The 26489-nt window shown below is 69.3% G+C and carries 17 protein-coding genes and 4 pseudogenes; 9 read left to right on the top strand and 12 right to left on the bottom strand.

What is annotated here, in order from left to right; all coding sequences use genetic code 11:
• Positions 1-29 precede the first annotated feature (29 nt).
• The 3 genes from OG254_RS40745 to OG254_RS40735 form a co-directional block, all read right to left on the bottom strand.
• Positions 30-4964, bottom strand: a complete 4935-nt coding sequence (locus OG254_RS40745) for a DNA repair ATPase (RefSeq protein WP_405592387.1) — start codon at positions 4962-4964, stop codon at positions 30-32.
• 76 nt (positions 4965-5040) lie between these two features.
• Entirely contained in the window at positions 5041-7074 is a 2034-nt protein-coding gene (locus OG254_RS40740; RefSeq protein WP_405592385.1) for a flotillin family protein, read from the bottom strand.
• A gap of 54 nt (positions 7075-7128) precedes the next feature.
• The gene (locus OG254_RS40735; protein WP_405592383.1) at positions 7129-7533 is read right to left on the bottom strand and encodes a hypothetical protein; all 405 of its coding nucleotides are present in this window, start codon (positions 7531-7533) and stop codon (positions 7129-7131) included.
• A 250-nt stretch (positions 7534-7783) separates the two neighbouring features.
• Between OG254_RS40735 and OG254_RS40730 the strand changes: the two genes are divergently transcribed.
• On the top strand, positions 7784-8851 hold the full coding sequence (locus OG254_RS40730) for a PucR family transcriptional regulator (RefSeq protein WP_405592381.1): 1068 nt from the start codon (positions 7784-7786) through the stop codon (positions 8849-8851).
• Between the two features lie 23 nt (positions 8852-8874).
• Here the strand turns inward: OG254_RS40730 and OG254_RS40725 are convergent, their stop codons facing one another.
• Entirely contained in the window at positions 8875-9462 is a 588-nt protein-coding gene (locus OG254_RS40725) for a DM13 domain-containing protein (protein WP_405592379.1), read from the bottom strand.
• A 466-nt stretch (positions 9463-9928) separates the two neighbouring features.
• Between OG254_RS40725 and OG254_RS40720 the strand changes: the two genes are divergently transcribed.
• A complete protein-coding gene (locus OG254_RS40720; protein ID WP_405592377.1) occupies positions 9929-11464 on the top strand; it encodes an alanine/glycine:cation symporter family protein in 1536 nt (511 codons plus the stop codon).
• Between the two features lie 85 nt (positions 11465-11549).
• On the opposite strand, the pseudogene OG254_RS40715 reads toward OG254_RS40720, so the two are convergent.
• Positions 11550-12047 (bottom strand): annotated as a pseudogene (locus OG254_RS40715) (tyrosine-type recombinase/integrase); the annotation flags it as partial.
• A gap of 248 nt (positions 12048-12295) precedes the next feature.
• On the opposite strand from OG254_RS40715, the gene OG254_RS40710 reads away from it, so the two are divergent.
• From OG254_RS40710 to OG254_RS40695, 4 genes and pseudogenes are all read left to right on the top strand, one after another.
• Positions 12296-12916, top strand: coding sequence for a C39 family peptidase (locus tag OG254_RS40710; RefSeq protein ID WP_405592375.1), 621 nt, complete (start codon positions 12296-12298; stop codon positions 12914-12916).
• On the top strand, positions 12913-13263 hold the full coding sequence (locus tag OG254_RS40705) for a glutamate ligase domain-containing protein (protein ID WP_405592373.1): 351 nt from the start codon (positions 12913-12915) through the stop codon (positions 13261-13263). The genes OG254_RS40710 and OG254_RS40705 overlap by 4 nt, the downstream gene beginning before the upstream one ends.
• Before the next feature lie 264 nt (positions 13264-13527).
• Positions 13528-13740, top strand: a pseudogene (locus tag OG254_RS40700) (aldo/keto reductase); the annotation flags it as partial.
• A 448-nt stretch (positions 13741-14188) separates the two neighbouring features.
• The gene (locus OG254_RS40695) at positions 14189-14941 is read left to right on the top strand and encodes a class I SAM-dependent methyltransferase (protein ID WP_405592371.1); all 753 of its coding nucleotides are present in this window, start codon (positions 14189-14191) and stop codon (positions 14939-14941) included.
• A gap of 316 nt (positions 14942-15257) precedes the next feature.
• Here the strand turns inward: OG254_RS40695 and OG254_RS40690 are convergent, their stop codons facing one another.
• Positions 15258-16502: a molybdopterin-dependent oxidoreductase gene (locus tag OG254_RS40690; protein WP_405592369.1), complete on the bottom strand. Its 1245-nt coding sequence runs from the start codon at positions 16500-16502 to the stop codon at positions 15258-15260.
• Positions 16503-16615: 113 nt separating this feature from the next.
• Between OG254_RS40690 and OG254_RS40685 the strand changes: the two are divergent.
• Positions 16616-17359: pseudogene (locus OG254_RS40685) on the top strand (hypothetical protein).
• 507 nt (positions 17360-17866) lie between these two features.
• Here the strand turns inward: OG254_RS40685 and OG254_RS40680 are convergent.
• From OG254_RS40680 to OG254_RS40660, 5 genes are all read right to left on the bottom strand, one after another.
• Complete coding sequence (locus tag OG254_RS40680) at positions 17867-18163, bottom strand: MMPL family transporter (RefSeq protein ID WP_405592367.1); 297 nt, start codon at positions 18161-18163, stop codon at positions 17867-17869.
• A 534-nt stretch (positions 18164-18697) separates the two neighbouring features.
• Positions 18698-19801 carry an SPFH domain-containing protein gene (locus tag OG254_RS40675; protein WP_405592365.1) on the bottom strand — a complete coding sequence of 368 codons (1104 nt, stop codon included), beginning with the start codon at positions 19799-19801 and terminating at the stop codon, positions 18698-18700.
• 29 nt (positions 19802-19830) lie between these two features.
• The gene (locus tag OG254_RS40670) at positions 19831-20268 is read right to left on the bottom strand and encodes an NfeD family protein (RefSeq protein ID WP_405592363.1); all 438 of its coding nucleotides are present in this window, start codon (positions 20266-20268) and stop codon (positions 19831-19833) included.
• Between the two features lie 35 nt (positions 20269-20303).
• The gene (locus OG254_RS40665; protein WP_405592361.1) at positions 20304-20573 is read right to left on the bottom strand and encodes a hypothetical protein; all 270 of its coding nucleotides are present in this window, start codon (positions 20571-20573) and stop codon (positions 20304-20306) included.
• A 78-nt stretch (positions 20574-20651) separates the two neighbouring features.
• Positions 20652-21395, bottom strand: coding sequence for a flavodoxin family protein (locus OG254_RS40660; protein WP_405592359.1), 744 nt, complete (start codon positions 21393-21395; stop codon positions 20652-20654).
• A gap of 349 nt (positions 21396-21744) precedes the next feature.
• Between OG254_RS40660 and OG254_RS40655 the strand changes: the two genes are divergently transcribed.
• Together OG254_RS40655 and OG254_RS40650 are read left to right on the top strand one after the other, a co-directional pair.
• Positions 21745-23253 (top strand): SulP family inorganic anion transporter, encoded by a 1509-nt coding sequence (locus OG254_RS40655; protein WP_405592357.1) that lies wholly within the window; start codon positions 21745-21747, stop codon positions 23251-23253.
• Positions 23254-24976: 1723 nt separating this feature from the next.
• Positions 24977-25851: pseudogene (locus OG254_RS40650) on the top strand (IS5 family transposase).
• Positions 25852-25983: 132 nt separating this feature from the next.
• On the opposite strand, the gene OG254_RS40645 reads toward OG254_RS40650, so the two are convergent.
• Positions 25984-26295 carry a hypothetical protein gene (locus OG254_RS40645; protein WP_361814217.1) on the bottom strand — a complete coding sequence of 104 codons (312 nt, stop codon included), beginning with the start codon at positions 26293-26295 and terminating at the stop codon, positions 25984-25986.
• Positions 26296-26489 lie beyond the last annotated feature (194 nt).

The raw sequence follows: 26489 nt of genomic DNA, 5'->3' as shown, positions 1-26489 counted from the left end.
CAACACCGCCGCCACGCAGGCGCGTCGACTCACTCCTCGCCCGGCCCTGGGAGCGGGCGGGCCGCGTGTCGGGCGGTCGGGTTCGCGACGAGGTGCCGCGGGTCGGCGGCACGACTGATCGCCGATTCCACGGCCGCGATCCGGTCGGCGAGCAGGCCCAGCGCGGCGACGGCTCGGATGAGAGGGTCGCTCTCGGGGCCACCCAGAGTCTGGGTGCGGACGTACGCCGCCTTCAACTCATGCCAGCGGCCAGCCTGTTCCGCGGTGAGCGTGCCGCGCAGCTCGGCCAGCTTCAGCAGGTTGGCCTCGGCGCCGGTGGTGAGTGTCTGGGCCTCGGCCGTGTAGTGGTCGTCGATGAGGGCTGACAGCTCGGCGTCATTCATGACGGGTTGGATGCGCTGGGCCAGCTTGTTCATGTTGCGGTAGGAGCCCTGGAGTTGGAAGGACGGCTCGGAGCGGGTGGCGTCCGTCTGAGCGGCGGAGGCGATGTAGGCGGCGTTCACCGCCAGGACCGTCCGGCGGGCGGTGAGCAGGTGCCGCAGTACGGCGAGGATCCGCTCCAGTTCCGCGGGTGCGTACGGGTGGGTCAGCCGGTCGGCGCGGGCCGTCGGATCGTCCTCGGCCAGCCGGATCAGCAGTTCCAGGTCAGCGCGGTCGCGGCCGGCGAGCGGGGCCAGCACCGGGTTCGCGGTGAGGGCGTTCTCCACGAAGCTGAGCGCGAAGGCGTCCTCCTTGCCGGTCAGCACGTCGCCGAGGTTCCACACGTCGGCGCGGTTGGCGAGCATGTCGGGCACGCGGAAGCGGCTGCCGGACTCGGTGTAGGGGTTGCCGGACATGCACACGGCGAAGCGCTTGGCGCGCAGGTCGTACGTGCGCGGTTCGCCGCCCCACACGCCCTCGATGCGGCGCGTGGCGTCGCACAGCGGGATGAACTTCTGCAGCAGCTCGGGCGAGGTGTGCTGGATGTCGTCGAGGTAGAGGAGGGTGTTGTTGCCGGCCTCCAGAGCGAAGTTGATCTTCTCGACCTCCTGGCGGGCCGTCGCGTTCGGAGCCTCCGCCGGGTCGAGCGAGGTGACCGCGTGGCCGAGCGCCGGGCCGTTGACCTTCACCAGGATCAATCCGAGCCGGTCGGCGACGTACTCCATGAGCGTCGTCTTGCCGTAGCCGGGTGGGGAGATGAGCAGCAGCAGACTGCCGGTGTCGGTGCGCTTGGCCTCCCCCGTGGTGCCGAGCTGCTTGGCGAGGCTGTCGCCGATGAGCGGGAGGTACACCTCGTCGATGAGCCGGTTGCGGACGAACGCGGACATGACCCGCGGCCGGTACTCGTCCAGGCGGAGCCGGGTGCGCTCGGCGACCACCAACGCCGTACGGCGACGGTGGTAGTCGCGATGGCCCGGGGCGTCGTGGGTGCGGAATCGCCGTGTGCGGGCGAGGAGTTCGTCGACGCGGACGGTGAGCGCACGGCCGGTGACGCGCGGGTGGGCGCCGAGGAGCCCCTCGACAGTCTCGGTGAGGGGTGCGTCGGATTCGTAGCGGGGCAGATCCGGGCAGAGCTCGGCGGCCACCGCCTCGGCCAGGTCGCCGGGGGTGAGATCCGTGCCGGTGGAGGTGGCGTACGACGACAGCCACGCCTCGACGAGTTGGCTGCGGGAGGCCAGGTCGTCGAGTGCGGTGAGGTCCTCGTCGTACGCCGACGTGCCCACCGTACGGCGGAACTTGTCGAGCAGCGTGCGCGCGCCGGCGCTGATGACGAAGCCGTGCGGCCCATAGGTCAGCTCCTCGAAGAGGTACGCGGCGGCGGCACCAGCGGCCTCCCCGGTGATCGCCTCCGCCAGCTCCGCCTCCAGGTCGGCGATCGCCGGCGCCAGGCCGAACGTGTCCCGGGCCCGGGCGAGAGACACCGCGCGCCGCGTCCAGCTCTGGCGCGCTTCGGCCGTCGTGCCGTGCGCCCAGAACGACTGGGCGGCGGCGCGGGCGGCCGGCTCGTGGCGCAGCAGGCCCGCTCCCTCGTACAGGCGCAGGAGGGCGGTGAGGATCAGGGTCGCGTCCTGGTCGTGGACTCCGCGCTCGTATCCCTCGTCGTACGCCGCCTCCGCGGCCTCTCGTACGAGGGCCCGTAGGTCGGCTTCCGCCAGGGACACCGGACCGTGCTCGGCCAGCAACCCAGCCGCGAGGTACTCGGCGCGGTAGACCTCGGGCGACTCCGACGGCAGCGGGCGGTCCCAGTACGGGCGGGTGGCCGCGAAGTCCGGGTCCGTCACCGGCGACCGGTAGTCCGTGCCGGTCAGGGCGAAGGCGAGGCCGTCGCCGTGCGGGACCAGCGTCAGGTCCAGGGGCTGGGTGCTGACGGCGAAACGGTGGGTGCCGAGGCGCAGGGTGCGGCCGTCGTCGGCGTACAGGTCGGTTCGGTCGCGCAGGGCGCGCAGTGCCTCCTGCCGGGCGGCCTTGAGTCGGCCGTCGAGTTCCTCCGCCCGGACCTGATCGCCGAGTACGCGCAGGTCGTCGGCGACGCGACGGACCTTGGCGGGCATCGGGTCGGAGGTGAAGTACGTGGCGACGGCGTCCGCGTCGGCGAGTGTGGCGGCACGGCGGGTGATGGTCTTCAGGACGCGTGTCGCCGAGTCGGTCAGTCGCTCGGCGCGGCGGGCGCGGGCGTCGGCGAGAGTCTGCTTGCGGGCGGAGAACGCCTCGTGGACCTCCTCGCGCTTGTCCGCCAGCTCGCCGAGGAAGTCGTCGAACTCGGCGAACCTCGACTCCAGGTTCTCCAGCTGCACCAGCATGCGGGCGAGTTGCTCGTCGCAGGCGTCCGGGCTGTCGGTAGCCGCGAGCGCGCCGGTGACCGCCTGACCGAGCAGCGCGAACTCGGCGGCGAACTCGGCCCGTCCCTCACGGTCGAGGAGTGTGCGTCGGTGGCCGTCGAGGGTGGCGCGGGCGCGATTGACACCGCCGAGGACCTCGGCGATGCGCTCCAGGATCGCCGTACGGACGGTGGCGTCGCCGATGTCGAGTGCGGCGACCACTTCGGTCACCGTGCGCAGCCCGTCGGCGAGTTCGTCGAGGCGGACGGCGATCGGTGCGGCCTCGGCGACGGTGGCGATCGCCTCGGCGTCGGCGACGAGCCGTTCGACGTCGGCGTGGTGGTCGGCGAAGGCGTCCTCGCGGGCCAGGTGGGCGACGGCCCGCCGGCCGAAGGTGGCGAGGTCGGTCTCGACGTCGGCGGCCAGCTCGTCGATGCGTGCGGGGTCCGCGTACCGCATCTCCTTGAGCGTGAGCAGGTGGCCCTGGGCGTGCCGGAGTTCGGTCAGGCCGGTGACCCAGTCGGCGGCGCTGCGAGGGGTCTCGCCCCGCAGGCGCCGTACGACGGTGGCGACGCGCTCGGCGGCTGCGGCGAGCGCGTCGGCGGCCTGGGCGGTGAGTGCCTGAACGGTCTCGAACTCGGCCAGCACCTGTTCGGCCGTCGCCCGCACCTGCATCAACGGCGTGTGGAGATCGCCGAGTTCGGGTTCGGCGAGCCAGTGGTGGAAATCCGCCGCTCGGACACAGGCGGCGGCCAGCGCCGCGTACACCTCACTCGTCGGGTTCGTCTCGGCGACGGCACGGGTGAGGGACAGGCAGTCGGAGATGCCGCGCACGAGGTCGGCGTTGCCCACGCGTGCGAGCGGGCCGGTTCCGACGGGCTGGGCGGCGGCGTGGGTGTCGGAGACGTACGGGGATTTCCACAGCTGCACGGGGTGGACGCGCTGCGGCTCGTCGCTGTCGGCTCGCAGGATCACGAGGCCACCGTCGTCGAAGAGAGCCGCGCCGTGGCAGGACAGGGGATTCGCGGCTTCCTTGCGGATCATGTTGTACGGCAGGAGGAGGCTGCGGCCCGTCACGCGCGCGTGGAAGGTGTACAGCACGTCCTCGCCGTTCGGGGAGCGGATCTCTCGCTCGAACTCCAGCTCGGCCGTGTCGAGTTCGTACGTCTTGTGCGTTCCCGCGGCCAGGCAGTAGCCGCCGGGGAAGACGATGCCCTGGTCGTCGGGGAGGCGGCGGCAGGCCCGGGCGATGCCGTCGAGGCGGACGACTGTCCTGGTGAGGGTGTTGAACACCAGGTGGCGGTCGGTGTCCTCCTTGTAGGGGCGGATGCGGAGCAGGATCAGGGCGCCCACGCGCGCGTACGCGATGTCCGCGTCCGCGAGGGCCTGCAGCGGCTCGTCGACCGGCTCCGCGTGGATGCCCTCCTCGGTCTCGGTGTCGTCCTCGACCTTGACCGTGAGGGTGCCGCCGACCGTGGAGACGAACACGTCGCCCCCGATGGAGACGTGCGGGTGGCGGCCCAGGACGTGGTCCTCGCGGGTCGCGACGGTCCACTCGACGTCGTGGGAGGGCGGGAGGACGTGGTCGCGGTCGCCTCGCGCGTCGAGGAAGGCGGCCCGGCCGTCGTCGGTCAGCGCCCAGCGCAGGACGCGGATGTCGTCGGCCTTCTCGCCGGTCCGGAAGACGGCGAGCAGCTTGCCGTCGACACGCCGGAGTTGGAGGAGGCGGGCCTGGCGGTAGTAGCGGTGCAGGGCGGCGAACTCGCGCACGAAGGCGGGATCGTCGAGCAGACCCGGTACGGCGTCGTCGGACAGCCGGTTCAGATCGCGGTCGTGCAGGGCCAGGACGTCACCCACGCGCGTGTCGGTCTCCCGGCCCGGGACGGTGTTGTAGCCGAAGAGCAGCACCTCGCCCACGGCGACGACGTCGCGGGGCACGCAGGCGTGCTCAGTGCGCAGCCGCTCGGTGCCGGCGAGTTCCAGCCGGGTCGAGCCGAACTCCTCGGTGCGGCGGGCGTTGAGCGCCTCGGCGCGGCGGGCGAGTTCGGCGGCCTGCGTGGTGAGGCGGTCGCGCAGCACCTCGTAGGTGCCGGTGTCGAGCGCGTCGTACGTGCCCGTGCCTGTGTCGAGCGCGCGGTACGCGCCGGTGTCCGGGCCGGTGGTCATGGGGTCCCTCTCAGGAAGTCCGGAGGCATGGCCGGGAGCTGCCGTCCCCTGCGCGGCAGCTCCCGGCCATGGGTCATCAGAGCTTGGCGCTGCCGTTCACCGCGGCGAGCGGAGTGTCCGCGAGACCCAGCTCGCCCGCCTTGTCCAGCAGTTGCTGGAGCTGTCCCGCGTTCGCGCCGCCGGTCTTCATCAGCCTCATCAGCAGCGCGGACACGGTCAGGTTCTGCACGTCGGCCGTGGAGACCGAGCCGAGGATCCGGCCGAGGTCGTCGGTGAAGCTCGCCGTACCGTCCAGCCAGGGCTTCGCCAGCGCCTGCGCGGTCTCGGAGTGCTGGACGAAGGCGTCGACGCCCTTGCCGAGCGCGATCGAGGACACCAGCCGGTCGAAGAAGACCGAGTCGCCGCCGACGATGTTGATGTCGGCGTTCTCCAGCCCGGTGGCGAGCACCGTGGCCTGCGCCTCGGCGACCTGCCGCTGCACGTCGAGCCCGGCGAGCCGGATGTCCTTCTCGGCCTCCAGCCGCAGCCGGTACTCCTCGTGCCCGCGAGAGGCGTCGTCCAGCGCGGCCATCGCCGCCGCCTTCTCGGTCAGGCCGGCCGCCTCCGCCTTGAGCTTCTCGCCGATGCCCTCGGCCTCGGCCAGCGCCTGCGCCCTGGCGCCCTCCGCCTGTGCCCGCATCCGCGCCTCGGCAGCCTCCGCCTCCGCGCGGCCGGCCTTCTCGATGACCTCGGCCTCCTTGTCGCGGACCTGGACCGCGGCCAGGCCCTCGGCGGCGGCCTCCGCCTGGATGCCCTCGGCGAGCCGCAGCTTGGCCTGTGCGTCGAGGTCGGCGCTCTTCAACCGGGCCTCGGCGAGGGTGAGTTCCTCGGCGGCACGGTGGACGGCGGCCTGCTCGGCGGCCTCCGCGGCCTTGATGTCCTTGACGAGGTTCTCCTGCGCCTCGGCCTCGGCGGCGATGACGACCGTCTGCCGCTGCCGCTCCGCCTCCTCCACGGCGCGCAGCTTCTTGATGGACTCCTCCTGCTCCGCGACCGTACGGTCCACGGCGACCCGCTCACGGATGACCTCGGCGATCTCCCGCTTCTCCGCCTCGACCTCCTTGGAGGCGGCGATCTTCGTCAGCTCGGTCTCCCGCTCCCGCGCGATGACTTCGAGGAGACGGTCCTTCTCGATGCGCTCGTTCTCGATCGAGATGACCCGCTCGCGGTTCTTCGCGGCGACGGCGACCTCGCGGGCCTGGTTCTCACGCTGGACGCCGAGCTTCTCCTCGGTGGCGAGGAACGCGGACTGCGCCCGCAGCCGCTCCTCCTCCACCACCCGCGCCGTCTCTGCCTCCTCGCGGGCGCGTACGGTGTCGATCTCCCGGCGCTGCTTGATCTCGGCGTCGGCCTGTCGGCGCTCCAGCTCCAGGATCGCCTCGCGGGCGTCGACGTTCTGCCGGGTGATCTCCTTCTCCTCGGTGCGCTGCGCCTCGTTGGTCCGCACATGCTCCACGGCCGTCAGCTCGGTGATCTTCCGGATGCCCTGGGCGTCGAGGACGTTCGCCGGGTCGAGCTGGGTCAGCGGCGTCTGCTCCAGGTAGTCGATCGCGGCGTCCTCCAGGTGGTAGCCGTTGAGGTCGACGCCGATGACCTCGATGATCCGGTACCGCAATTCCTCCCGCTTGGTGTACAGGTCGGTGAAGTCGAGTTGCTTGCCGACGGTCTTCAGCGCCTCGGAGAACTTCGCGTGGAACAGCTCCTGCAACGTGTCCCGGTCACTCGCCCGAGCGGTGCCAACCGCCTGGGCGACCTTGATGACGTCCTCGACCGTCTTGTTGACCTTCACGAAGAACGTGATCCGGATGTCGGCGCGTATGTTGTCCCGGCAGATCAGCCCGTCCTTGCCGGTCCGCGTGATCTCGATGGCCTTCACCGAGATGTCCATCACCTCGGCCTTGTGCAGCACCGGCAGCACAACCTGCCCGGTGAAGGTCACGTCGACCTTGCGCAGCTTGGAGACGATCAGCGCCTTGCCCTGCTCCACCTTGCGGAACAGCTGGGAGACGACGAGGACGGCGAGCACGGTGACGGCGACGAGCACGCCGACGCCCGCGATGATGACAGTCATGACATACGTCCTTGAGGCGTAAGGGAGTTGAGGCCCGTTGAATTGAGGGGCCGCTCAGGCGGCGTGGTCGTACACGCTCGGCCGTGCGGGACTGCGTTCGTCCGGGAAGAGGCGGTGCAACGGCCGTACGAACAGGCAGGTCAGCCACCAGGCGACGAGGAGCGCACCGACCTGTACGACCAGGCGCAGCAGTCCGGCGCCGGGCCCCGGCAGCGCGAGCGCGATCAGCGCGCACGTGGCTCCGACACTCAGGGACCAGGCCAGCAACGTCAGCAACGAGAAGGCGACCGCCACAGGAACGCCGCCCATCCCCCACGGCACCAGGTCCGCGTCCGCGTCGAAGCTGTCGGCCGCGGTGACGCCCACGGCAACCAGAAGCCAGAAGCACACGGCCACGACGAGTGCGGCGGTCGGCAGGATCGTGGGAAGTCCGGTGGCGGCTGTCAGGAACGTTCGCATGGTCCAGCCCCCCTCGCCCGCTCGCAGCGCAGATCACTCGTGTTCGGTGGGGCACGGTTCTTTGCACGGTTCTCGATGCCGGGCACCTGCCGGTGCCCGGCATCGAAACCCCCGTAGTGCTCCCCGCACGTCATGGTGCACGGCCGACTGCCCCGCCCGCATTGCCGGTTCCCGGCAGCATTCATTAGGGTCTGCATGCCGGTGAACCGCTAAGGAAGCGTCACCAACGCGTCAAAATCCGGGGGACCAGGTGACGGAACGCGAGATACCCGAGCAGTATCTGGACGGCTGTGCCGGGATCCTGGCCGAGGTTTCGGCCACCGGTCGACGCCTGACGCGGGAGGAGATCGCCTCCCGGCGCTCCCTGGGGGAACAGGCCGCGGACGCCGGATACGGGCTGCGTGCCCTGGTGAGCGCGCACTTGTCCGCCGCCCGCGCGGCCTGGCCGGGCACGGCCGGCTCGGCGGGCTCGGCCGACGGCGCACTCGCCGCCGCGCAGCAGATCATCGACGCCTTCGCCGAGGGATACGAACGCGCCCAGCGCTTGGCCGTGCGCCAGGAGGAGGCCGCCCGCCGGGAGTTCATCGACGACCTGCTCTACGGCCGCAGCGACCTGGGCCGCCTCGCCGAGCGCGCCGAACGCTTCGGCCTGCGCCTGTCCCAGGCCCACGCGGTCGCCGTCGCGCAGGGCCCGGCCGCGTACGAGGAGGGCGATCCGGTGCCCCGGCGGGTCGAGCAGGCGCTGATCACCCACTTCGGCAACCGCGACGTCCTGCTCACCACCAAGGACGGCCTGCTGCTGTGCGTCGCGCCCGGCCACGAGGACGGGATCCTGCCCTACTTCGCCAAGCAGGCCCACGCCGCCACCGACGGCGGCCGCGTCGCCATCGGCCGCCCCCAGCCCGGTCCCGGCGGGGTCGTCCAGTCGTACGAGGAAGCACTCAACGCACTCGAACTCGCCGAGCGTCTGGAACTGGACGACCCGGTGCTGCACGCCGCCGACCTGCTCGTCTACCCGGTCCTCACCCGCGACCGGCAGGCCATGTCCGAGCTCGTCCGCGACACCCTCGGGCCGCTCACCACCGCCCGCGGCGGCGCCCAGCCCCTCCTGGACACCCTCACCGCCTACTTCGACTCCGGCTGCGTCGCCGCCGAGGCCGCCCGCCGCCTCTCGCTGAGCGTGCGCGCCCTGACCTACCGCCTGGAACGCATCCACAAGCTCACCGGCGCCAACCCCGCCGACCCCGCACACCGTTACATGCTCCAGACCGCGGTGATCGGCGCCCGGCTGCTGGACTGGCCCGCTGCGGAGTTCTGAGCCCGTCGGGGCCCGGACTGCCGTCAGGTGCGGGCGAGTGGGGCGGCGCCGAAGGACACGTCGAAGCGGTCGCACCAGATGCTGACGCTGGTGTAGCGGGACGGATCGACGTCGGCGGGCACGGTGTAGTTCTGGCTGCCCTTGTTGCCCTTGAGCTTGCCGAGGCTGACGTATTCGCCGTCGTCGAAGACGCGCCAGCCGGCCGTGCCCTCCTTCACCGGTGCGTCGGTCAGCCACACGCGCAGGTCCGGGCCGTTGCTGGTGTCGAGGTTCTCCAGTCGTACGACGTGGGTGCCGTCGGAGAGCCGTACGAGCTTCACCACGCCCGATGTGGCGTGCTCGTGGCTGATCAACTCGCCGCTCGACAGCGTCTGCGGCTCGGGCGCCGGGGAGGGCGACTGCGAGGGGGATGCGGAGGGCGCCGCCGCGGGAGGGGCGGATGCGGGAGGCGCCGGTGTGGTCACGGCACCGGGCAGGGCCTCCTCCACGGTCTCGTCCTGCCACAGCTTCCACGGCTGGAACCAGTACAGCCCCAGCCCGACGCCGGCCACCGCCATCACCAGCACCCCGATGGTCAGCGGCCTGCCCAGCGCCGTCCGCACACGTCCCATGCCTGCCTCGTTTCCTGAGAGCTTCCCGTCGCCCCCCATTCAACGGGCCAGGAGGGCGTCACGAACCCCGCGAGAGATGACGGAACGCTTACGTCGCCGTGGCCATGGCGATGGCCGAGACGTGCACATGCTCCAGTAGATGTCCGATGAACGGATCTCGGCCTCCGCATAACGGTCCGATCTCGCTCGCAGGCACTTTCGACGGTAACTGCAGGTTATGTGATCCACATCACTAAAGAGTGAGTAAAGACCGTGGTAGAACTGCGCAACTCCGCAGGTGGCACCACTCATCGCCACGGCGCGGAGCGGTCGGCATGCACCGGCAGCACGACCAGGGTGATCACGATCCGCATCCGCGGGCCGCCCGCCCAGTGTCGCCGATCGGACAACGACGTTCGCTCAGAGACCGCACTTCAGCCGGCGGCACTCCCCCGTGCCCCGGTCCCGCACCATCGAGGTAGCCAACGTGTCACTCGACTCTGTCACCCAGTCCGTCGACGAAGCCGTCAGCGAGTTCTTCGAACCCATAGCCAAGTGGCTCGGGGAATTCGTCTTCTACTCCGTTCCCGTCGGCGGAACTGATCTTCCCCTCATCGTCGCCTGGCTCGTCGTCGCCGGTCTGGTCTTCACCGGCTGGTTCGGGTTCGTGCAGTTCCGCAAGTTCAGACTCGCCGTCGACGTAGTGCGCGGGAAGTACGACGAGAAGGGGTCGGCCGGCGAGGTCAACCACTTCCAGGCGCTGACCGCCGCCGTCTCCGGCACAGTCGGCCTCGGCAACATCGCCGGTGTGGCCGTCGCCGTCTCCATCGGCGGTCCCGGCGCGACGTTCTGGATGATCCTGTGCGGCCTGCTCGGCATGGCCACCAAGTTCGTCGAGGTCACCCTCGGCGTGAAGTACCGCGAGGTCCACGCCGACGGCACCGTCTCCGGCGGGCCGATGCACTACCTGCCCAAGGGTCTCGCCGACCGCTTCGGCGCGAACGGCAAGAAGCTCGGCAAGGTCCTCGCGGTCCTCGCCTCCTTCATGATCCTGTTCTTCGGTCTCTTCGGCGGCAACCTCTTCCAGGTCAACCAGTCCTACGCGCAACTGGTCTCCGTCACCGGCGGCGAGGACGGCCTGATGGGCTCCTCCGCCGGCGCACTGCTCTTCGGCATCCTCATCGCCGCGCTCGTCGGCATCGTGCTACTCGGCGGCATCCGCTCCATCGCCAACGTCACCAGCAAGCTCGTGCCCGCCATGGCCGGCATCTACATCGCGGCCTGCCTCGTCGTCATCCTGGTGCACGTCACCGCCGTCCCGGCCGCGGTCGGCACGATCATCGAAGGCGCCTTCAACCCCGAGGGTGTCGCCGGCGGTGTGCTCGGCGCGCTGATCATCGGCTTCAAGCGGGCCGCGTTCTCCAACGAGGCGGGCCTGGGCTCCGCCCCGATCGCCCACTCCGCGGTGAAGACCAAGCACCCCGCCAGCGAGGGCCTCGTCGCCCTGCTGGAGCCGTTCATCGACACCGTCGTCATCTGCACGATGACCGCGCTGACCATCGTCATCGCCAACCCGGCCAGCTGGGCCGCAGCCCGAAACGACGATTCCATCGGCGGCGTCACGATCACCTCCGACGCCTTCGAGACGGTCCTGCCCTGGTTCCCGTACATCCTCACCGTCGCGGTGATGCTGTTCGCCATCTCCACCGTGCTGACGTGGGGTTACTACGGCCTCAAGGCGTGGACGCACCTCTTCGGACGCAGCAAGGCCAGCGAGCTGACGTACAAGGTCGTCTACACCCTGTTCGCGATCACCGGTTCGCTGCTGACGCTGCAGACCCTCATCGACATGGCCGACGCGGTGCTCTTCATGCTCGCCGTGATCAACATCATCGGCCTGTACCTCCTCGCCCCGGTCGTCAAGCGAGAGCTCAACTCCTTCCTGGAGTTCGTCCGCGCCCGCAACGCGGGTGAGATCACAGAGGACGACGATGACCAGGAGTCGGTGAAGACCACCGTCTGACCGCCCCCGCGGCCCGGCTCCTGAACGGGCTTGTGCTCACCTTGCGCCTTGGTGAGCACAAGCCCGTTCGCCATTCCATCGGGGGCTACGCCTCGCGGGCCGGCTGCCGTCCCGCTGCTGCCGCGCGCAACTGCTGGCGTACCTCGGCGTCGATGCCCTCAGCAAGCCTGCGCTGATGCCTCGCCGTCGAGTGCTGGTAGATCAGCTGGGCCCGTTCCGAGGACTGGCCGGCGCGGACCATGAGGTCCTTCAGCTTGGCGCCGGTGTCGGCGGCGAGGGTGTTGCCGGTGTGGCGCAGGTCGTAGAAGCGGAAGTTCTCCGGCATGCCGACCTTGGTGCGGGCCTTGCGCCACTTGCGACCGAAGGTCGAGCGACGGAAGGGTGCGCCCTTCTCGCCGACGAAGAGGAGGCCGTCCACCTCCTTCTCGGCGAACCACTGCAGGTGACGCCGCAACTCCGGGAGCATGAAGTCGGGCAGGTAGACGGTGCGCTTGCCCGCCCGGGTCTTCGGGTCGCCGGTGACGCGCCTGCCGTTGGTCAGCTCCGGGGACGCCTGCGTGACGCGCAGGGAGCATTCGTCGATATGCAGTACGTCGCCCGCCGCGTGCTGAACATGATCGGCGCACACGGGGTGCTCCGCGTGGACTTCCTGGCTGCGGCGAACGGTCGCATCACTCTCCTGGAGGCACACCCTGCCCGGCCTGTCCCGGCGGGGGAACCTGGCCACCATGGCGAAGGCATCCGGCATCCCCTACGCCGCACTGGTACAGCACGTCGTCATGACCGCGTTCACCAAACCCCCGTACCTGCCGTAGGCCAAACTAGGCGCCCATGACCGACTCCGCGATCACGCACCCCGTGCCGTACTACTCGCAGTACGAGTCCGCCGTTATGATCCCCGACCTGATCGCCGGGACCAGAACGGCGGGCGACGATCCACTGTGGCTCAAGTCCGGCGCGGACAGTCGTGAGGAATACGCGTTCTGGGCGCCGCGGATGTGCGGGGTGGCCTGTCTGCGCATGGCCCTGGACTACTGGGGCCACCCCGTGCCACCGTCCGTGCCGCTCGTCCGGGAACTGTGTGACGCCGGCGCTTACGTCCGCGACGGAGACACTGTCAAGGGCCTCATCTACCGACCGTTCGCCGAGCACACCCAAGCTCGCTGGGGAATCGCCGCTCAGGTGGAACCCGACCTGACCACCGAAGCGCTCCACCGTCATCTCGGGGGCGGCGGTCTCGCCCTGATCTCCGTGCACAAGACGATCCGCCATCCCGAAACCACGGAGCCGCCCTCGCGGGGCGGCCACCTCGTCCTCGCAGTCGGAGCCACTGAGGAGGCCCTGTTGATCCACAACCCGTCCGGACTGCCCGACTCCTCTCAGGAGTTCGCGCGCGTTCCCTGGGCTCGCCTTGCGGCGTTCTACGCCGGTCGAGGTGTGCTGCTCGGATGAACGACGACACCACCAAGGGGACGCGGCGGATCGCGGTCCTGGGCGAGATGCTCGAACTGGGCGACGAGGCAGCAAAGGCCCATTGGGACGTGGGCCGGATGGCGAGCGAGTACGGCGTCGACTTCGTGATCGCTGTGGGCGGGGACATGGCCAAGCAACTCGCCCTGGGCGCGGCCGACGCCGGTGTGGACAGCGCCATCGTCAACGACAACGAGACAGCGACCGCACTGCTTGAGAAGCTCTTGCAACCAGACGACGTCGTCCTCATCAAAGGCTCGCGCGGTGGCATGCGCTGGCAGATCGCGCAGTCCCTCACCGGGCAGCAGATCACCGGGATTCTCTCCTGACGCCGGCGAGGACAGCCCGACCGACGGCCGACCCCGTGCGGAGGCCACCCCGAACCCGTTGACGTGGCTCGTCGACGTCGACGCGGGCGAGACGGAGCCCGCGTCGGCGTCGTCCGGTGTCAGGCGGTTCGTGTGTCTGGCCCCTTGCGAAGGCTCGGTGCCGCTGTCCACAGCGTCTCGGTCACCGGCCGCCAAGTGGCGGAAGAGTCCGCCCGGCCACCAGAACAGGACGCCCAAGGCCCGCCATGCCATGCCCCTGGCAGCCCCAACGGCGGCGGCATGTCCCCCAAGGCGATCATGACCGAGATCGACAACAGCCTGCGCTGCCTCGGCACCGACTATGTCGGCGTCTACATGATCCACCGACTCGACAACGAGGCGCCGCTGGAGAAGGCCCTTGAGGCCCTGCACGGCGTGGTGAAGTCCGGCAAGGCCCGCTACCTCGGCGCGTCCTCCATGCACGCCTGGCAGTTCGCCACGGTTCTAAGATCAAGCCGGACGCCACGGCCTTCGCCGGTCACGGCGCCGAAGTCGCGGGCGTGCCCGGACCGGGCTGCTCTTCGCGCCCGCGCCTTTCCAGGCCAGCCGCGGGGCTGGACGTGGGTTCTCGACAAGGGCGGCATCGGGTCCGGCAATGCGCGGCGGCCCGGTCCAGGTAATCGGCGATGGTTTCCGCGACCGCCGGCTAGTCGACGACCAGAAGCCGGCCGCGGGTGCCGACGTACGACTGTTGCAGCCCTCCAGCCTCGCACCGGCCCGCTTCCGGGCCGCCTCCATCGGTTCCCGTCGCTCCGATGTCCGCGTTTCGTAAGGAGCACAGACCGATATGCCCGGCTTCCTTTCGTAGGGTGAGAGCCGTGACCACCGATCCGGATCACGGGAAGTTCGCGGCCCGGTCGGCCCGGTGCCGGGCGGCGAGGCGCCGATGAACACGCCGCCCACAGCCTGGGCAACCGCCGACCCCTACGCCACCGCCCTGCGCGCGGGCCGTGGCCCGCTGTTCCTGCGTCGCACCGACGGCTGGCTGCTGCCCCTCGACGTCGAACGCTGGTGCGGGCACGCCGACCCGGTCGATCTGGACGTACTGGACCGGTGTGAGGGCGCCGTGCTGGACGTCGGCTGCGGCCCCGGGCGCCTCGTCGCGGAACTCGCCGCCCGTGGCCGGACCGTCCTCGGCATCGACGTCAGCGAGACCGCCGTCCACAGCGCTGTGCGGCTGGGGGGCGAGGCACTGCGGCGCTCCGTCTTCGACCCCCTGCCCGGCGAGGGGCGCTGGGACACCGTCCTGCTCATGGACGGCAGCGTCGGCATCGGCGGCGATCCGCGCGCCCTGCTGGACCGGGTGGCCGGGCTCCTCTCCCCCGGCGGCCTGTTGATCGCCGAGACCGCAGCAGCGGACATCGACGAGCGCGTCGAAGTACAGGTCGTCGATGTCGTCGACAGTCCCACGTCCGACGGTGCGTTCCCCTGGGCTCGGCTCGGCACCCCGGCCCTGCTGCGACACGCTCGCCGCACACGGTGGAGTGCCGCCGGTCAGTGGGTGGCCGGCGGGCGCTGCTTCGTCGCCCTGCGCAGCCGCATCGCCAGCACCAGCGCCGAGCCGGCGAAGAGCACGGCGGTGATCAGCAGCCACCGGGCGAGGAAGCCGTCGGAAGACAGTCCGGTGCCCAGCCGGTAACGCCGCTCCACCTTCCCGCTGATCAGCGGGAACCACACGAGCAGGAGCAGGCCGGACAGCGCTGCGGGGACACGGACGTACATCACCCGCTCCCGGTGGCCTGCCGCGCCGAGCCCTCGCACGACGGACCGGTCCGCCACCGCGTACAGCGGCAGCAGGACGAGATCGTGCAGCAACGCCGCCCCCACGAACCACACCGCCACCGCAAACCAGTCGTCAGCGAGGAGGCGAACGCCCGCATAGCCGGCGAGGGCGAACGAGGCCGCGAGCAGCAGAATTTGGAAGGGACTACCGACAGGGATCCGCGGTGGGCGCATCAGAGGTCTCCGAACGTCATGCGGGCCACCCACTTGGTGTTCAGCACGCCGGGCGCCGCGGGCACGATGACCCGCGCCGGGAAGCCATGGTCGGGGGACAGGTCCTCGCCGTTGACGTACAGGGCGAGCAGGGAACGCGGGTCGGCGACCTGGTTGGCCCGCAGGGCGGCACGGCGGAAGGCTCCGCGCCGCTGCAGGGACTCGACGAGCAAGTCCGGTGGATCGTCGTCATACCCGACGAGCGCGGCGAAGTCGCTGAGCCGCACCCCGCGCCACCACTGGTCGGACGTCGACCAGCCCTCGACACAGGCGATGGGCAGCGCCGCGCTGTGCAGGGGAAGCCGGGCCAGCTGGGCACGGCTCAGGCGGACGGTGCCGGTGCGTCCGGTCACGACGAGTCGCCAGGCGTCGTCGGCCGTATCCGCCGCGTCGATTCCGGCGTATCGGGCCGTCTTGTTGATCTGGAAGCCGTTCGGGCCACTGCCGGGTTCGGCTCCACCGCGCGGAGCGAGCAGGGCGGTGCGCCGCAGCAGCCCGTCGAAGCTCTGCCCGACGGTCGTCGCGAACAACAGCAGCGAGCCGCCCCCGACGAACCACAGGGCACCGCGCCGGGAGACGGTCGGCGGATCCGGACGTGGGGAAACCAGATCGGATGATGGGACAGGATCGGACGGCCCCTCCTCCCCGAGCCGGCGCAGGTTCCGCAGCGCCGCAGGAATCTTCAGTACGGCGTGGGCGACGAACGCGGCGATGAAGACCCACGCCCCGTAGAAGTGCAGGGTGTAGAAGGACCCCGGAAAGATGTAGTCCAGCTGGATGTTGAGCACGCCTGTCACGAACTCGAACAGCGCGCCGCCGACCAGGAGCAGCAGGGAGATCCGCTCAAGGGCGTTCGCGAGTGAGCGGGCCGGCGGCAGCGCGAACAGCCTCGGGATCACCGACCACAGCTTGGCCAGCAGCACGGGGATCAGCGTGATGCCGAGGGTGACATGAACGCCCTGGTTGAGCCGGTACAGCCAGTGCGGGTCGGTGGGCCAGGGGAAAAGGTAGAAGCCCAGGATCCCCTTGTCCGGGGTCTGGTCGTTGACCCGTGCCAGGTTCGGGTTGTAGGCGGCGTAGGACACCAGCCCCGTCACGAACAGCACCGTGATCCCGCCGAGCAGCACCACGCCAAGCACGGACGTCAGCCACGGACCGCGCAGGGGACTGCGCCAGAAGCCCGGCGAGGAAGGAGACCGTGTCATAGCTCGACCGTAAGTCCGACACACCCACAAAGCGGGCCCGCGACCCGTGCCGAAACGCTGACATCCGGCCCGGACGGCCGTATCTTCCGCGCCGCCCGGCCTAGCGTACGGAGGTGACCCGCACCCTCCTCCGCGATCTGTACGCCGCCCTGGCCGCCGCTCTCCTCGTCACGGCGGCTGTCCTGGTCGGACGGCACATCCAGCACTCCCGCCACACTCTGTTCGTCAAGTGGCCGCCGGTGCTTGCCACTTGGGACCCACACGTCGGTCCCGGCACGCCGGCAGCCCTGGTCGTGGCGGCAGCCGGTGTCGCGTACGGCCTCACACTCGTCGCGCTGATCGGCGCGGCGGTACTACTGCTGGGTCGACGGAGTGAACGGGAACGGCCCGTGGCGTAGGCGGCGCTGGTCGCCGGTCTGGCCGTGGTACCCATGGCCTTCACCCTCGCCGGATTCGACTGGTGGGAGGCGTACCACCTCCTGGTCAGGCGCTACTACCAGAGTGTGGGCGGCATCCGCCCCTACGGCTACTGGGTGTGGGCGAACCTCGCCTGCGCTGTCCTGATCACGGGCCTGGCGACGGCAGCGGGGCTGCGGCGGACGGGTGCCGTGCTGGTTCGGCGGCGCACCGAACCTCCCGGCCATGTCGCCCTCGCCTTTCTCGTGTCCGCGGCCCTCTTGGCCCTCCTGGTCGCCGACCTGTCCGGCATGAGCAAGGCCGGGACCGAACGCATCTGGCTCCCGTTCGCGGTGTGGCTGCTGCCGGCCTGCGCGTTCCTCACCCGACCCCGCGCCTGGCTTACCGCCCAGGCAGTACTCGCCCTCCTCCTCAACCATCTGCTGCTCACCGGATGGTGACGCCGGGCGGGAGCGAGGAAGGTGGAGACATGACGATCGACGTGACGGCCGAGCGGGTCGTTCCGTTGCTTCGCGAGCAGGTGGCCACATACGCCATGACCTATGGGGGAAGACCCAGGGCATCCGTACGGCCAAGCTGACCCGGGAAGCGGACGGCGGGGGTTCGGCACGGGCCGATGCACGTCACGTACACCTTCGAACCCCACCCGGACGGCACCTCGCCCGCATCCGCGTCCGCGGCGGAGCCGGTGGCTTCTACCGCCTGGCCGCCCCGCTACTCGCATGCCAGGTGCGGGGCAACCGCGCCAAAGACCTTCGGGACCTGGAAGAACGCCTCGTGCGGTAAGGAACGTAGATCAGGGGTGAGACGTGGCCTACGACGAAGGACTCGCCGAGCGGATCCGGGAACGGCTGGGCGCAGACCCGGAGATCGGCGAGAAGCGCATGCTCGGCGGGCTGGCCCTTTCCACCGCGGCAACATGGCCGTTGGGGTCACCGGCGGCGACCTCATGCGGAGGACGAGGCGCTCGCCGCCTGGGTCGACGAGGGACGCTCCTTCGCGGCGGGCCTGCCACCCAAGTGAGGGCCATACCGACTGCTGAAGTTCGTTCCCCGCCTGGTCCTCGCATTCCGCGCTGTCTGTCGGTCCAGCGTTTGACATGGCTCGTCGACGTCGTCCGAGCCCAGGTGGCGGAAGAGGCCGCCCGGCCACCAGGACCAGCGGCTCAGGTCCAGGGCGAGGACAGGGACCAGGACCGTACGAACGAGAAAGGCGTCCAGTAGCACGCCGATGCCGACGAGCACGCCGGCCGCCTCCGTCCGGACATGGTCGGCTCGGTCGGTGCTGGTGACGATCTTCGCGGGGTCGGAGGCGCCCGACGGATAGTGCGCCTCCGATCCGCTCCTGTGCGACGACTGACTCGGGCTTGTCCTGGAACTTCTCGGCCTGCGTCAGCCCCAGGTGAAGCCGGCCGCGCTGAGGGCGAGGACGCCGGTGGCGGCGATGGACATCATTCAGGACCAGCGGGGGCACCGGGCTACAGCAGTGTTGCCAGCTGACGGTGGGCTGCTCGTTGTGGTGCGGGGGGGGTGCTCTGGTCATTGTGGTGGTTCGCACGCTCGGCGCGGACCAGGTCGTCGGGCCCGGCCGCGGCCACGCCGACCTGCCCGGGAAACTCCGCCCCTGGGCGCCGACCTCCGCGAGGTCACCCCATGACCGCCCGCACCCTGCGCTGGACCACCGGGGTGTCTGCCTGCCGGACTTGCGCACGGAATGCACGGGCCGACCGAGAGCTCTGGAAGCCTCACGGCGGTCCCTGGCGACAACCGAGGGTGGGCTCAATCGTCAGACGTCTGCGCCCGGCGCGGTACCTGAGGCGACTTCGCAGCCTCGGCCTCTGCCTTGGCATCGCTCACCGCGGCGGCGGCCTGCTTTCCGGCCTCGTCAGCAGCCGCCGCTGCGTCAAGAGAAGCGCTCCAGCCTGCATCGAGCTCCGGAGTCCGTCCTTCGGCCGGCGTGTCGTCGGCGGTGGCTGCTTCCTCTGGCTGCGCGGTTGGGGGTGGACCTGCCGTCGACTGATCACCGAACGCCCGGGTGACGGTCCGAACCGCCTCGGTCAGCTCCCCCGGGATCACCCAGAACGTATTGTTGTCGCTGCTCGCCAAGTGCGGGAGCGTCTCGAGGTACTTATAGGCCAGGATCTTCGGGTCGGCATTGTTGCGATGAACGGCCTGGAAGACGAGCTCCACTGCCTTGGCCTCGCCGTCCGCCCGCAAGATCATGGCTTGTTGCGTGCCTTGGGCCTCCAGAATGTCCTTCTGCTTCGTGCCTTCCGCTGTAAGGATCTTGGCCTGCCGCTCCCCTTCGGCGTGCAGGATGGCCGCGCGCTTGTCACGCTCGGCCCGCATCTGCTTCTCCATCGCTTCCTTGATGGTGTGCGGTGGATCGATGGCCTTGATCTCGACGCGGTTGACGCGGATACCCCATTTGCCGGTGGCATCGTCGAGGACGGCGCGAAGCCGAGAGTTGATCTCCTCACGCGAGGTGAGCGTCTCCTCCAGGTCCATGCTGCCGATGACGTTCCGTAGCGTGGTCACGGTGAGCTGATCGATCGCATGCAGGTAGTCAGCGACCTCGTAGGCCGCGGCCCGCGGGTCCGTGATCTGGTAGTAGAGCACGGTGTCGATGTTCACCACGAGGTTGTCCTCGGTGATCACTGGCCTGGGGTCGGATGAGTAGACCTGCTCACGCACGTCGAGTTTGGTGTTGACGCGGTCCGCCACCGGCAGGACCAGGTTCAGCCCGGGTTGCAGCGTCCTGCGATATCGGCCGAACCGCTCGATGTTGTAGCGGCGTGCCTGCGGGACGATCCGCACCGCGGAGGCCACGAGGAAGACAACGACAACGGCCGCCACAAGAATGGGAATGACAACTGGATCCACAGTGCCTCCGTTGCTATGTGCTCAGCCGTTCACGGAAGGAGTTCGCGGGGGTAGACGATGGCCGTGGCGCCTTCGATCTCCATCACATCCACCAGTGCTCCCACCGGGATCACAAGGCTCTCGTCGAGGGCACGGGCGGACCATTCCTCGCCGGAGAGTTTGATCAAGCCGCGGGTCGCGGTGACCTCCTGCATGACTTCGGCACGCTTGCCGATCAGCGCATCCGTGCCGTCGCGTGTGAGGGGTTGCTGGGTCATCTGCCGTAGCGCGACAGGACGGACGATGAAGAAGCCCGCTGCCGCTGCTGCCCCCAGGGCCAGGAGCTGGCCGAGAAGGCCGATTCCCACACCAGCGACTACGGCGGCAACCAATGCGGCGCCCGCGAGCAGACCGAAGACGAGTGTCAGGGTGAAGAACTCAGCGACCCCCAGTGCCGCGGCGGCGAGCAGCCATACGAACCACGGCATCGGATCGCCCTCCTTCAGGGGCCTTGTCCACCAAGCTACCTCCCGGACCGCCGGGCAGAACAGGCACGGCAACTGTGGTTCTTGGTCATTGGGCGCCTGACCCGGCCTCGGTCGGCGGCGCCGAGGGAGACGTCGAATCGGTCGCACCAGGTGCTGACCCCGGACGACGGCAGCCCGACGGGTGCCTTCGAGGCGGCCGCGGTCCCGGGCAACGCCTCCTGGACCGTCTCGTCCTGCCACAGCTTCCACGGCTGGAACCAGTACAGCCCGAAGCCGACCCCGACGACCGCCACCACCACCAGCACACCGACCACCCACGGCCTGGCCCACGCGGCTCCGAACCCGCCCCATACCGCCCAGCTCCGCCAGGGCGGGCCCGCCCGTCAACGGTGCTCGGGGTTGTCCGCGCCCGGGCGGCAGCCGGCGTCCCACTGCGAGCGCTGGTTGCCGTACGCGGGGACGCCGCCGGCGCGCTTCAACAGGGCGGCGAGGTGCATCAGGTTCCACGTCATGAAGCCGGTGTTGCGGTTGGTGAAGTCGTTCTCCGGGCCGCCCGAGCCGGGGTCGAGGTACGACGGCCCGGGACCGGCCGCGCCGATCCAGCCGGAGTCCGCCTGGGGCGGGATCGTGTAGCCGAGGTGCTGGAGGCTGTAGAGGACGTTCATCGCGCAGTGCTTCACCCCGTCCTCGTTACCGGTGATCAGACAGCCGCCGACGCGGCCGTAGTAGGCGTACTGCCCTTGTGAGTTGAGGAGGCTGGAGCAGGCGTAGAGGCGCTCGATCACCTTCTTCGTCACGGAGCCGTTGTCGCCCAGCCAGATCGGCCCGGCGATGACCAGGATGTCCGCGGCCATCACCCGCTCGTACAGTGCGGGCCACTCGTCGGTGGCGAAGCCGTGTTCGGTCATGTCCGGGTAGACGCCGGGTGCGATGTCGTGGTCGACGGCTCGGATCTCGGATGTGGTGACCCCGCGCGACATCATGATCTTCGCGCTCTTGTCGATCAGGCCCTGGGTGTGGCTGAGGTGCGGGGACGGTTTGAGGGTGCAGTTGATGTAGAGGGCGGTCAGGTCGTCGAAACGGTACGGGGCTTCGTCGGCGCCCTCGCTGGATGGTGAGGCTGTCATGGGGGCAGCGTCTCGCGTGAATTCCGTTTTGTCCCGGTTCGACGCACATCTCACGCCTTACGGAGCCACGGCATAAGGGCGCGCTCCCGATCCGCACCGGCGCCTGGCCAGTAGAGTTGCCTCGGTCTTGGGTCGGCTGCCTGCCGTGCCCGTTCCCATGGTGCGGGATGCCGTTCCGTGACCATCAGCCGTGTCGGGGCCGACGAAGCCTCCGGCGAAGACCGTAGTCCGCAGGAGAGCGTGCGCATGCCGTTCGCGGACTTCGTGACCGGCCGCCCCGGCCTTCCACGCCTTCCTGCGCGCCCGCTGTAATGCCGGGTGTGCCCGAGCACGACAGGTTCCCCTCGTCTTGTCTTCCTCCGCACTGTCCCCGGCCGCCTGGCTGCGCGGCTCCCGACGACCGTCCTGGCTGTCCGACCCGAAGGTGCTGCGCACGGAGGTGCTGGCCGGTCTCGTGGTCGCCCTGGCCCTAATCCCCGAGGCGATCTCGTTCTCGATCATCGCCGGGGTCGATCCGGCCATCGGGCTCTTCGCCTCGTTCACGATGGCCGTCACCATCGCCATCGTCGGTGGCCGCCCGGCCATGGTCTCCGCGGCCACCGGTGCCGTCGCCCTGGTCATCGCCCCGCTGAACCGCGAGCACGGCTTCGGCTACCTCGTCGCCGCCGTCATCCTTGCCGGCGTCTTCCAGATCGTCCTCGGCGCACTCGGAGTGGCCAAGCTGATGCGGTTCGTGCCTCGCAGCGTGATGGTCGGCTTCGTCAACTCCCTCGCCATCCTCATCTTCATGGCGCAGGTGCCGGAGATGACCGACGTACCGTGGGCCGTCTATCCGCTGATCGCCGCCGGTCTGGCCCTCACGGTGTTCTTCCCCAGGCTCACGACCGTGGTCCCGGCACCGCTGGTGTCGATCGTCATCCTCACCGTCATCACGGTCGCGGCCGGCATCGCGGTGCCGACCGTCGGCGACAAGGGCGACCTGCCGTCCTCCCTCCCCTTGCCCGGCCTGCCGGACGTGCCGTTCACCCTGGACACGCTCACCACCATCGCCCCGTACGCGCTCGCCATGGCGCTGGTCGGCCTAATGGAGTCGCTGATGACGGCCAAGCTGGTCGACGACATCACCGACACCCACTCCTCCAAGACCCGCGAGTCCGTCGGTCAGGGCATTGCCAACATCGTCACCGGCTTCTTCGGTGGCATGGGCGGCTGCGCGATGATCGGCCAGACGATGATCAACGTACAAGTCTCCGGCGCCCGCACCCGGCTCTCGACGTTCCTGGCGGGCGCGTTCCTGATGGTGCTGTGCATCGTCTTCGGGCCGGTCGTCTCCGACATCCCCATGGCCGTCCTCGTCGCCGTCATGGTCATGGTGTCCGTGGCCACCTTCGACTGGCACTCCATCGCCCCGAAGACGCTGAAGCGGATGCCTGCCGGAGAGATCACCGTCATGGTGATCACCGTCACCTGCGTCGTGGCCACCCACAACCTCGCCATCGGCGTCGTCGTCGGCTCGATCACCGCGATGGTCATCTTCGCCAAGCGCGTCGCCCACCTCGCCGAGGTCACAGCCGTCACCGACCCCGACAACAGCACCACCGTCTACCGGGTCACCGGTGAGCTGTTCTTCGCCTCCTCCAACGACCTCGTCGGCCGGTTCGACTACGCGGGCGACCCCGACAAGGTCGTCATCGACCTGTCCGCCGCCCACATCTGGGACGCCTCCTCCGTGGCCACCTTGGACGCCATCGAGACCAAGTACGTCCAGCGCGGCAAGACCGTCGAGATCATCGGGCTGAACGAGCCCAGCGCCCGGATCCACAAGACACTCAGCGGCGGGCTGACCGGCGGCCACTGACAAACGTGCCCGCGCCGGATCGCCGTACCCACCGCTGCGTGTGGTGCGGCAGGTCGCGCCGTCAGGATGGGCCCCTGCCGGACGGCCGGTTTCGAGGTGGGACGGACTTGTGCCGCCTCGCGCTCCGGCCGCCCTTCCAGCGCCGCCGGAGCGCGTAGAAGACGACCTGAGAAACGGCGGCCCAAACCGACCTGTTCGGACGCCGGCTGCCCGTCGAGCCTTGACGTGTGCCGCTGCAATGGAACCTCTCCGGCTGCCCATCGCTTCCAAGGATCAGATGGTGGTTGGCCGCCGGAGGGCTCTCCCATCGCTCCTGCCCAACGGCGTGCCCACAGCGTGCCCGTAAAGCCGGTAAACCACGGTCAACAACGGCGCGATCCTGCGCTCCCGGGCGCCACACCAGAGCACGTATGCCCAGGTCAGAAGCTATCCGGCTCTGCAAGCGCCGTCGCTTCCCAAGCTGAGAGCGCCAACTTGAACAGATCGCGGGCACGGCCAGATTCCATGAGCTGTCGGAGCAGTGCCAGACACCTCGGGCTCACTACGCCTGAGGATTCCCAACGGCCCTGCTTCCCGAGAACGCGGGAAATCTATCTGACAGCCTCACAGATCCACCTATCGAAGCAGGTCAGCGACCCCCCGTTCCGCCCCTGACCAGGCGCCTTCTAAGCGCTGGGCCCATCGCGACGTCCACCGAAAAGGGGCTGAAGTAATACATCCGCCAATTCATGGTCGTCACAAGGACCTTCGACACGCAGGTGATCTCTCGAAGAAGGTCCGCACCTCGCTGGCGGAGCACGCCGACCGGATCGAGCTGTAGTACCTCCTGCCCTCGCATGCGTCCAAGCTCAATCCGGACGAACTGATCAACGCCGATCTCAAGTCCAGCCCGGATCCGTGACCAGGCCCAACTCGCTGGGGAGACCAGCCGCTTCTTCCACCAACGCCAGCCCCAGCCGCATGTCGTGCGCGGCAACTTCGGCGGACCGCACGTGCGCTACCACCTCGAATCGAACCCAATCCGTTTCGGGATCAATACAACGCGGACTCCCTCCGGCCACGACCGGAGGGAGTCTCTGCACGCACAGAGCAAGACGCAAGTGCGCTGCGGCGGCCCAAGCTGCTAACTACCAAAAGTGACGGTGCCAGGGTACCGACATCAGTTCTGACATCTGCCGCCATGGGCGACAGTGGGTTTGAACGGTCATCAGTGGTCCGACGAACTGCCGTTCTCCGCCGGGCGCCCAAGGTCACGGCGACGATCCCAGGAGATGAGGATCTTCATGCGGGTCCGTTCCCTCACAGATCAGAGGCTTATCGTCCAGCTTACGACAGCAGTTTGCGACATCATGCGGTGAAACGTGCAGCGGTAACGGGGATCTTCATGCTGCTTCACGTTACGCGTCTGCAAGGGGGAGGGCAGGCACCTTCCATGCGCACCCTCGGCATGCGCAACAGCCATACGGCCAGCTCCGCTCACTCGAAGAGCGCGGACAGGCAACAGGACCGGGCTGCGGACGGCCAATCGCCGCGGCGTCAACGAGCCGGGGCGACACTACTCCTCGAGGGAGGCATGCCGTGCGAGGAACTCCTCGAACGCCGCCCTCTGTTTCGGATCCATGAAGCCCTGGCGGACGTTGCGCGCCTTCTCCCCAAGCCATTGTGCCTAAGGCGTGTCCGACGAGTCGCGTGACCGAGCGGTGCTGGTGTCGTTCCGGTCGGCGTGGGTCGAGGGGATCTGTCGGATCGGGAGTGGGCCAGGCTTGAGCCGCACTTGCCCAAGAACACTGGCCGGGGCGGGCGGTGGTCGTGTCACCGCAGAGTGATCAACGGGATCCTGTTTCGGCTGCGCACTGGCATTCCATGGCGGGACCTGCCGACACGGTTCGGGAAGTGGAAGACAGTTCATGACCGGCATCGCAGATGGTCAGCTGATGGCACGTGGGAGCGGATCCTGCGGGGTGTTCAGGCCATTGCCGATGCGGAGGGACGGATCGACTGGTCCATGGTCGGCGTCGATTCCACGTCCTGCCGCGCCCATCAGCATGCCGCCGGAGCCCACCACCGCCCGGCGCGGGTACCAGGCCGACGCGCGCGGCCTGCCCATCACCGGCCCGATGAGGCGATCGGCCGCTCGCGCGGCGGACTCACCACCAAGATTCACCTGGCGAGCGACGGCGGCCGCCGTCCGCTGGCCGTCCTGGTCACCCCTGGGCAGTGGGGTGACGCCCCGCAGATGATCCCGGTCCTGGACCGCATCCGTGTCCCGCGCCCGGAGGGCATCCGAGGACGCGCCCGGACTACGTCTGCGGCGACAAAGCGTACAGTTCCCGCCGCAACCGCCGTTACCTGCGACGACGGCAGATCCGGCACACGATCCCTGAACGCCGGGACCAGCGGGCCAACCGCCAACGGCGTAGAAGCCGCGGCGGCCGACCCACCGGCTTCGACCGGACCCGCTACGTCCGTAGGAACGAAGTCGAGCGATCCATCAACGCCCTCAAGGGTTTCCGGGCCGTAGCAACCAGATACGACAAGAGAGCATATGTCTTCCAGGGCACGGTCGTCCTTGCCTCGATCCGACTCTGGCTTCGCTGACGATCTACCAGATAGTCTCTGAGCCGAACTCGCCAACGATTAGCACCCGTTGTACGCCGAGTGGGACGAGCCGCAAGCGGCTCCTTCCAGTCTCTTGCAACTGCGGCCCGGTGACATGGGCCGGCGGGTGCGTCACCGCACGCGAGCGCACTCTTCCCAATAACCCTGGTTGGCGAATTCACGCATCATCGCCCCTACCGCGCGCAGCATGGTCAGGTGTGCCTGTGCCATCTCGATCTCCCGCGGATCTGGCTGAGGCTCCTGGACCACGCGGACGAGTTCGTGCGCCCTGGTGTGCTGCTCCGTTGCGTTGGCAGTCAAGTTCGCGTAGCACCGCTGCTGGGCGCCGTCCGCGGCATGGGCCGCCGGCGCCACCGCTCCAGCGACCGCGAGAGCCGCGATCATTCCGGCAACAGCGGTGCCGATCTTCGCTCGCTTCTGCATGGCACTTCACCTTCCTGTCTTTGCGGGTGCCGCGTCGCCCGGTGGGCTGTGCGGCCGACACGGGGATACTTGCCGCCCCAACTCCCGTCAGCCACCCGGAGTTTCATTGAATGGACCGCCGCGAGTGCTTCGGGACAGCGGCGTGACGAGCCCGTGACGCGCCTACGACATACCGCGACGAGGCCGCCACGAAG

This window comes from Streptomyces sp. NBC_01092 (genome assembly GCF_045039535.1).
Taxonomy (GTDB): domain Bacteria; phylum Actinomycetota; class Actinomycetes; order Streptomycetales; family Streptomycetaceae; genus Streptomyces.
The sequence above is the reverse complement of the archived record's forward strand: the minus strand, read 5'-3'. Positions and strand labels throughout refer to the sequence as shown.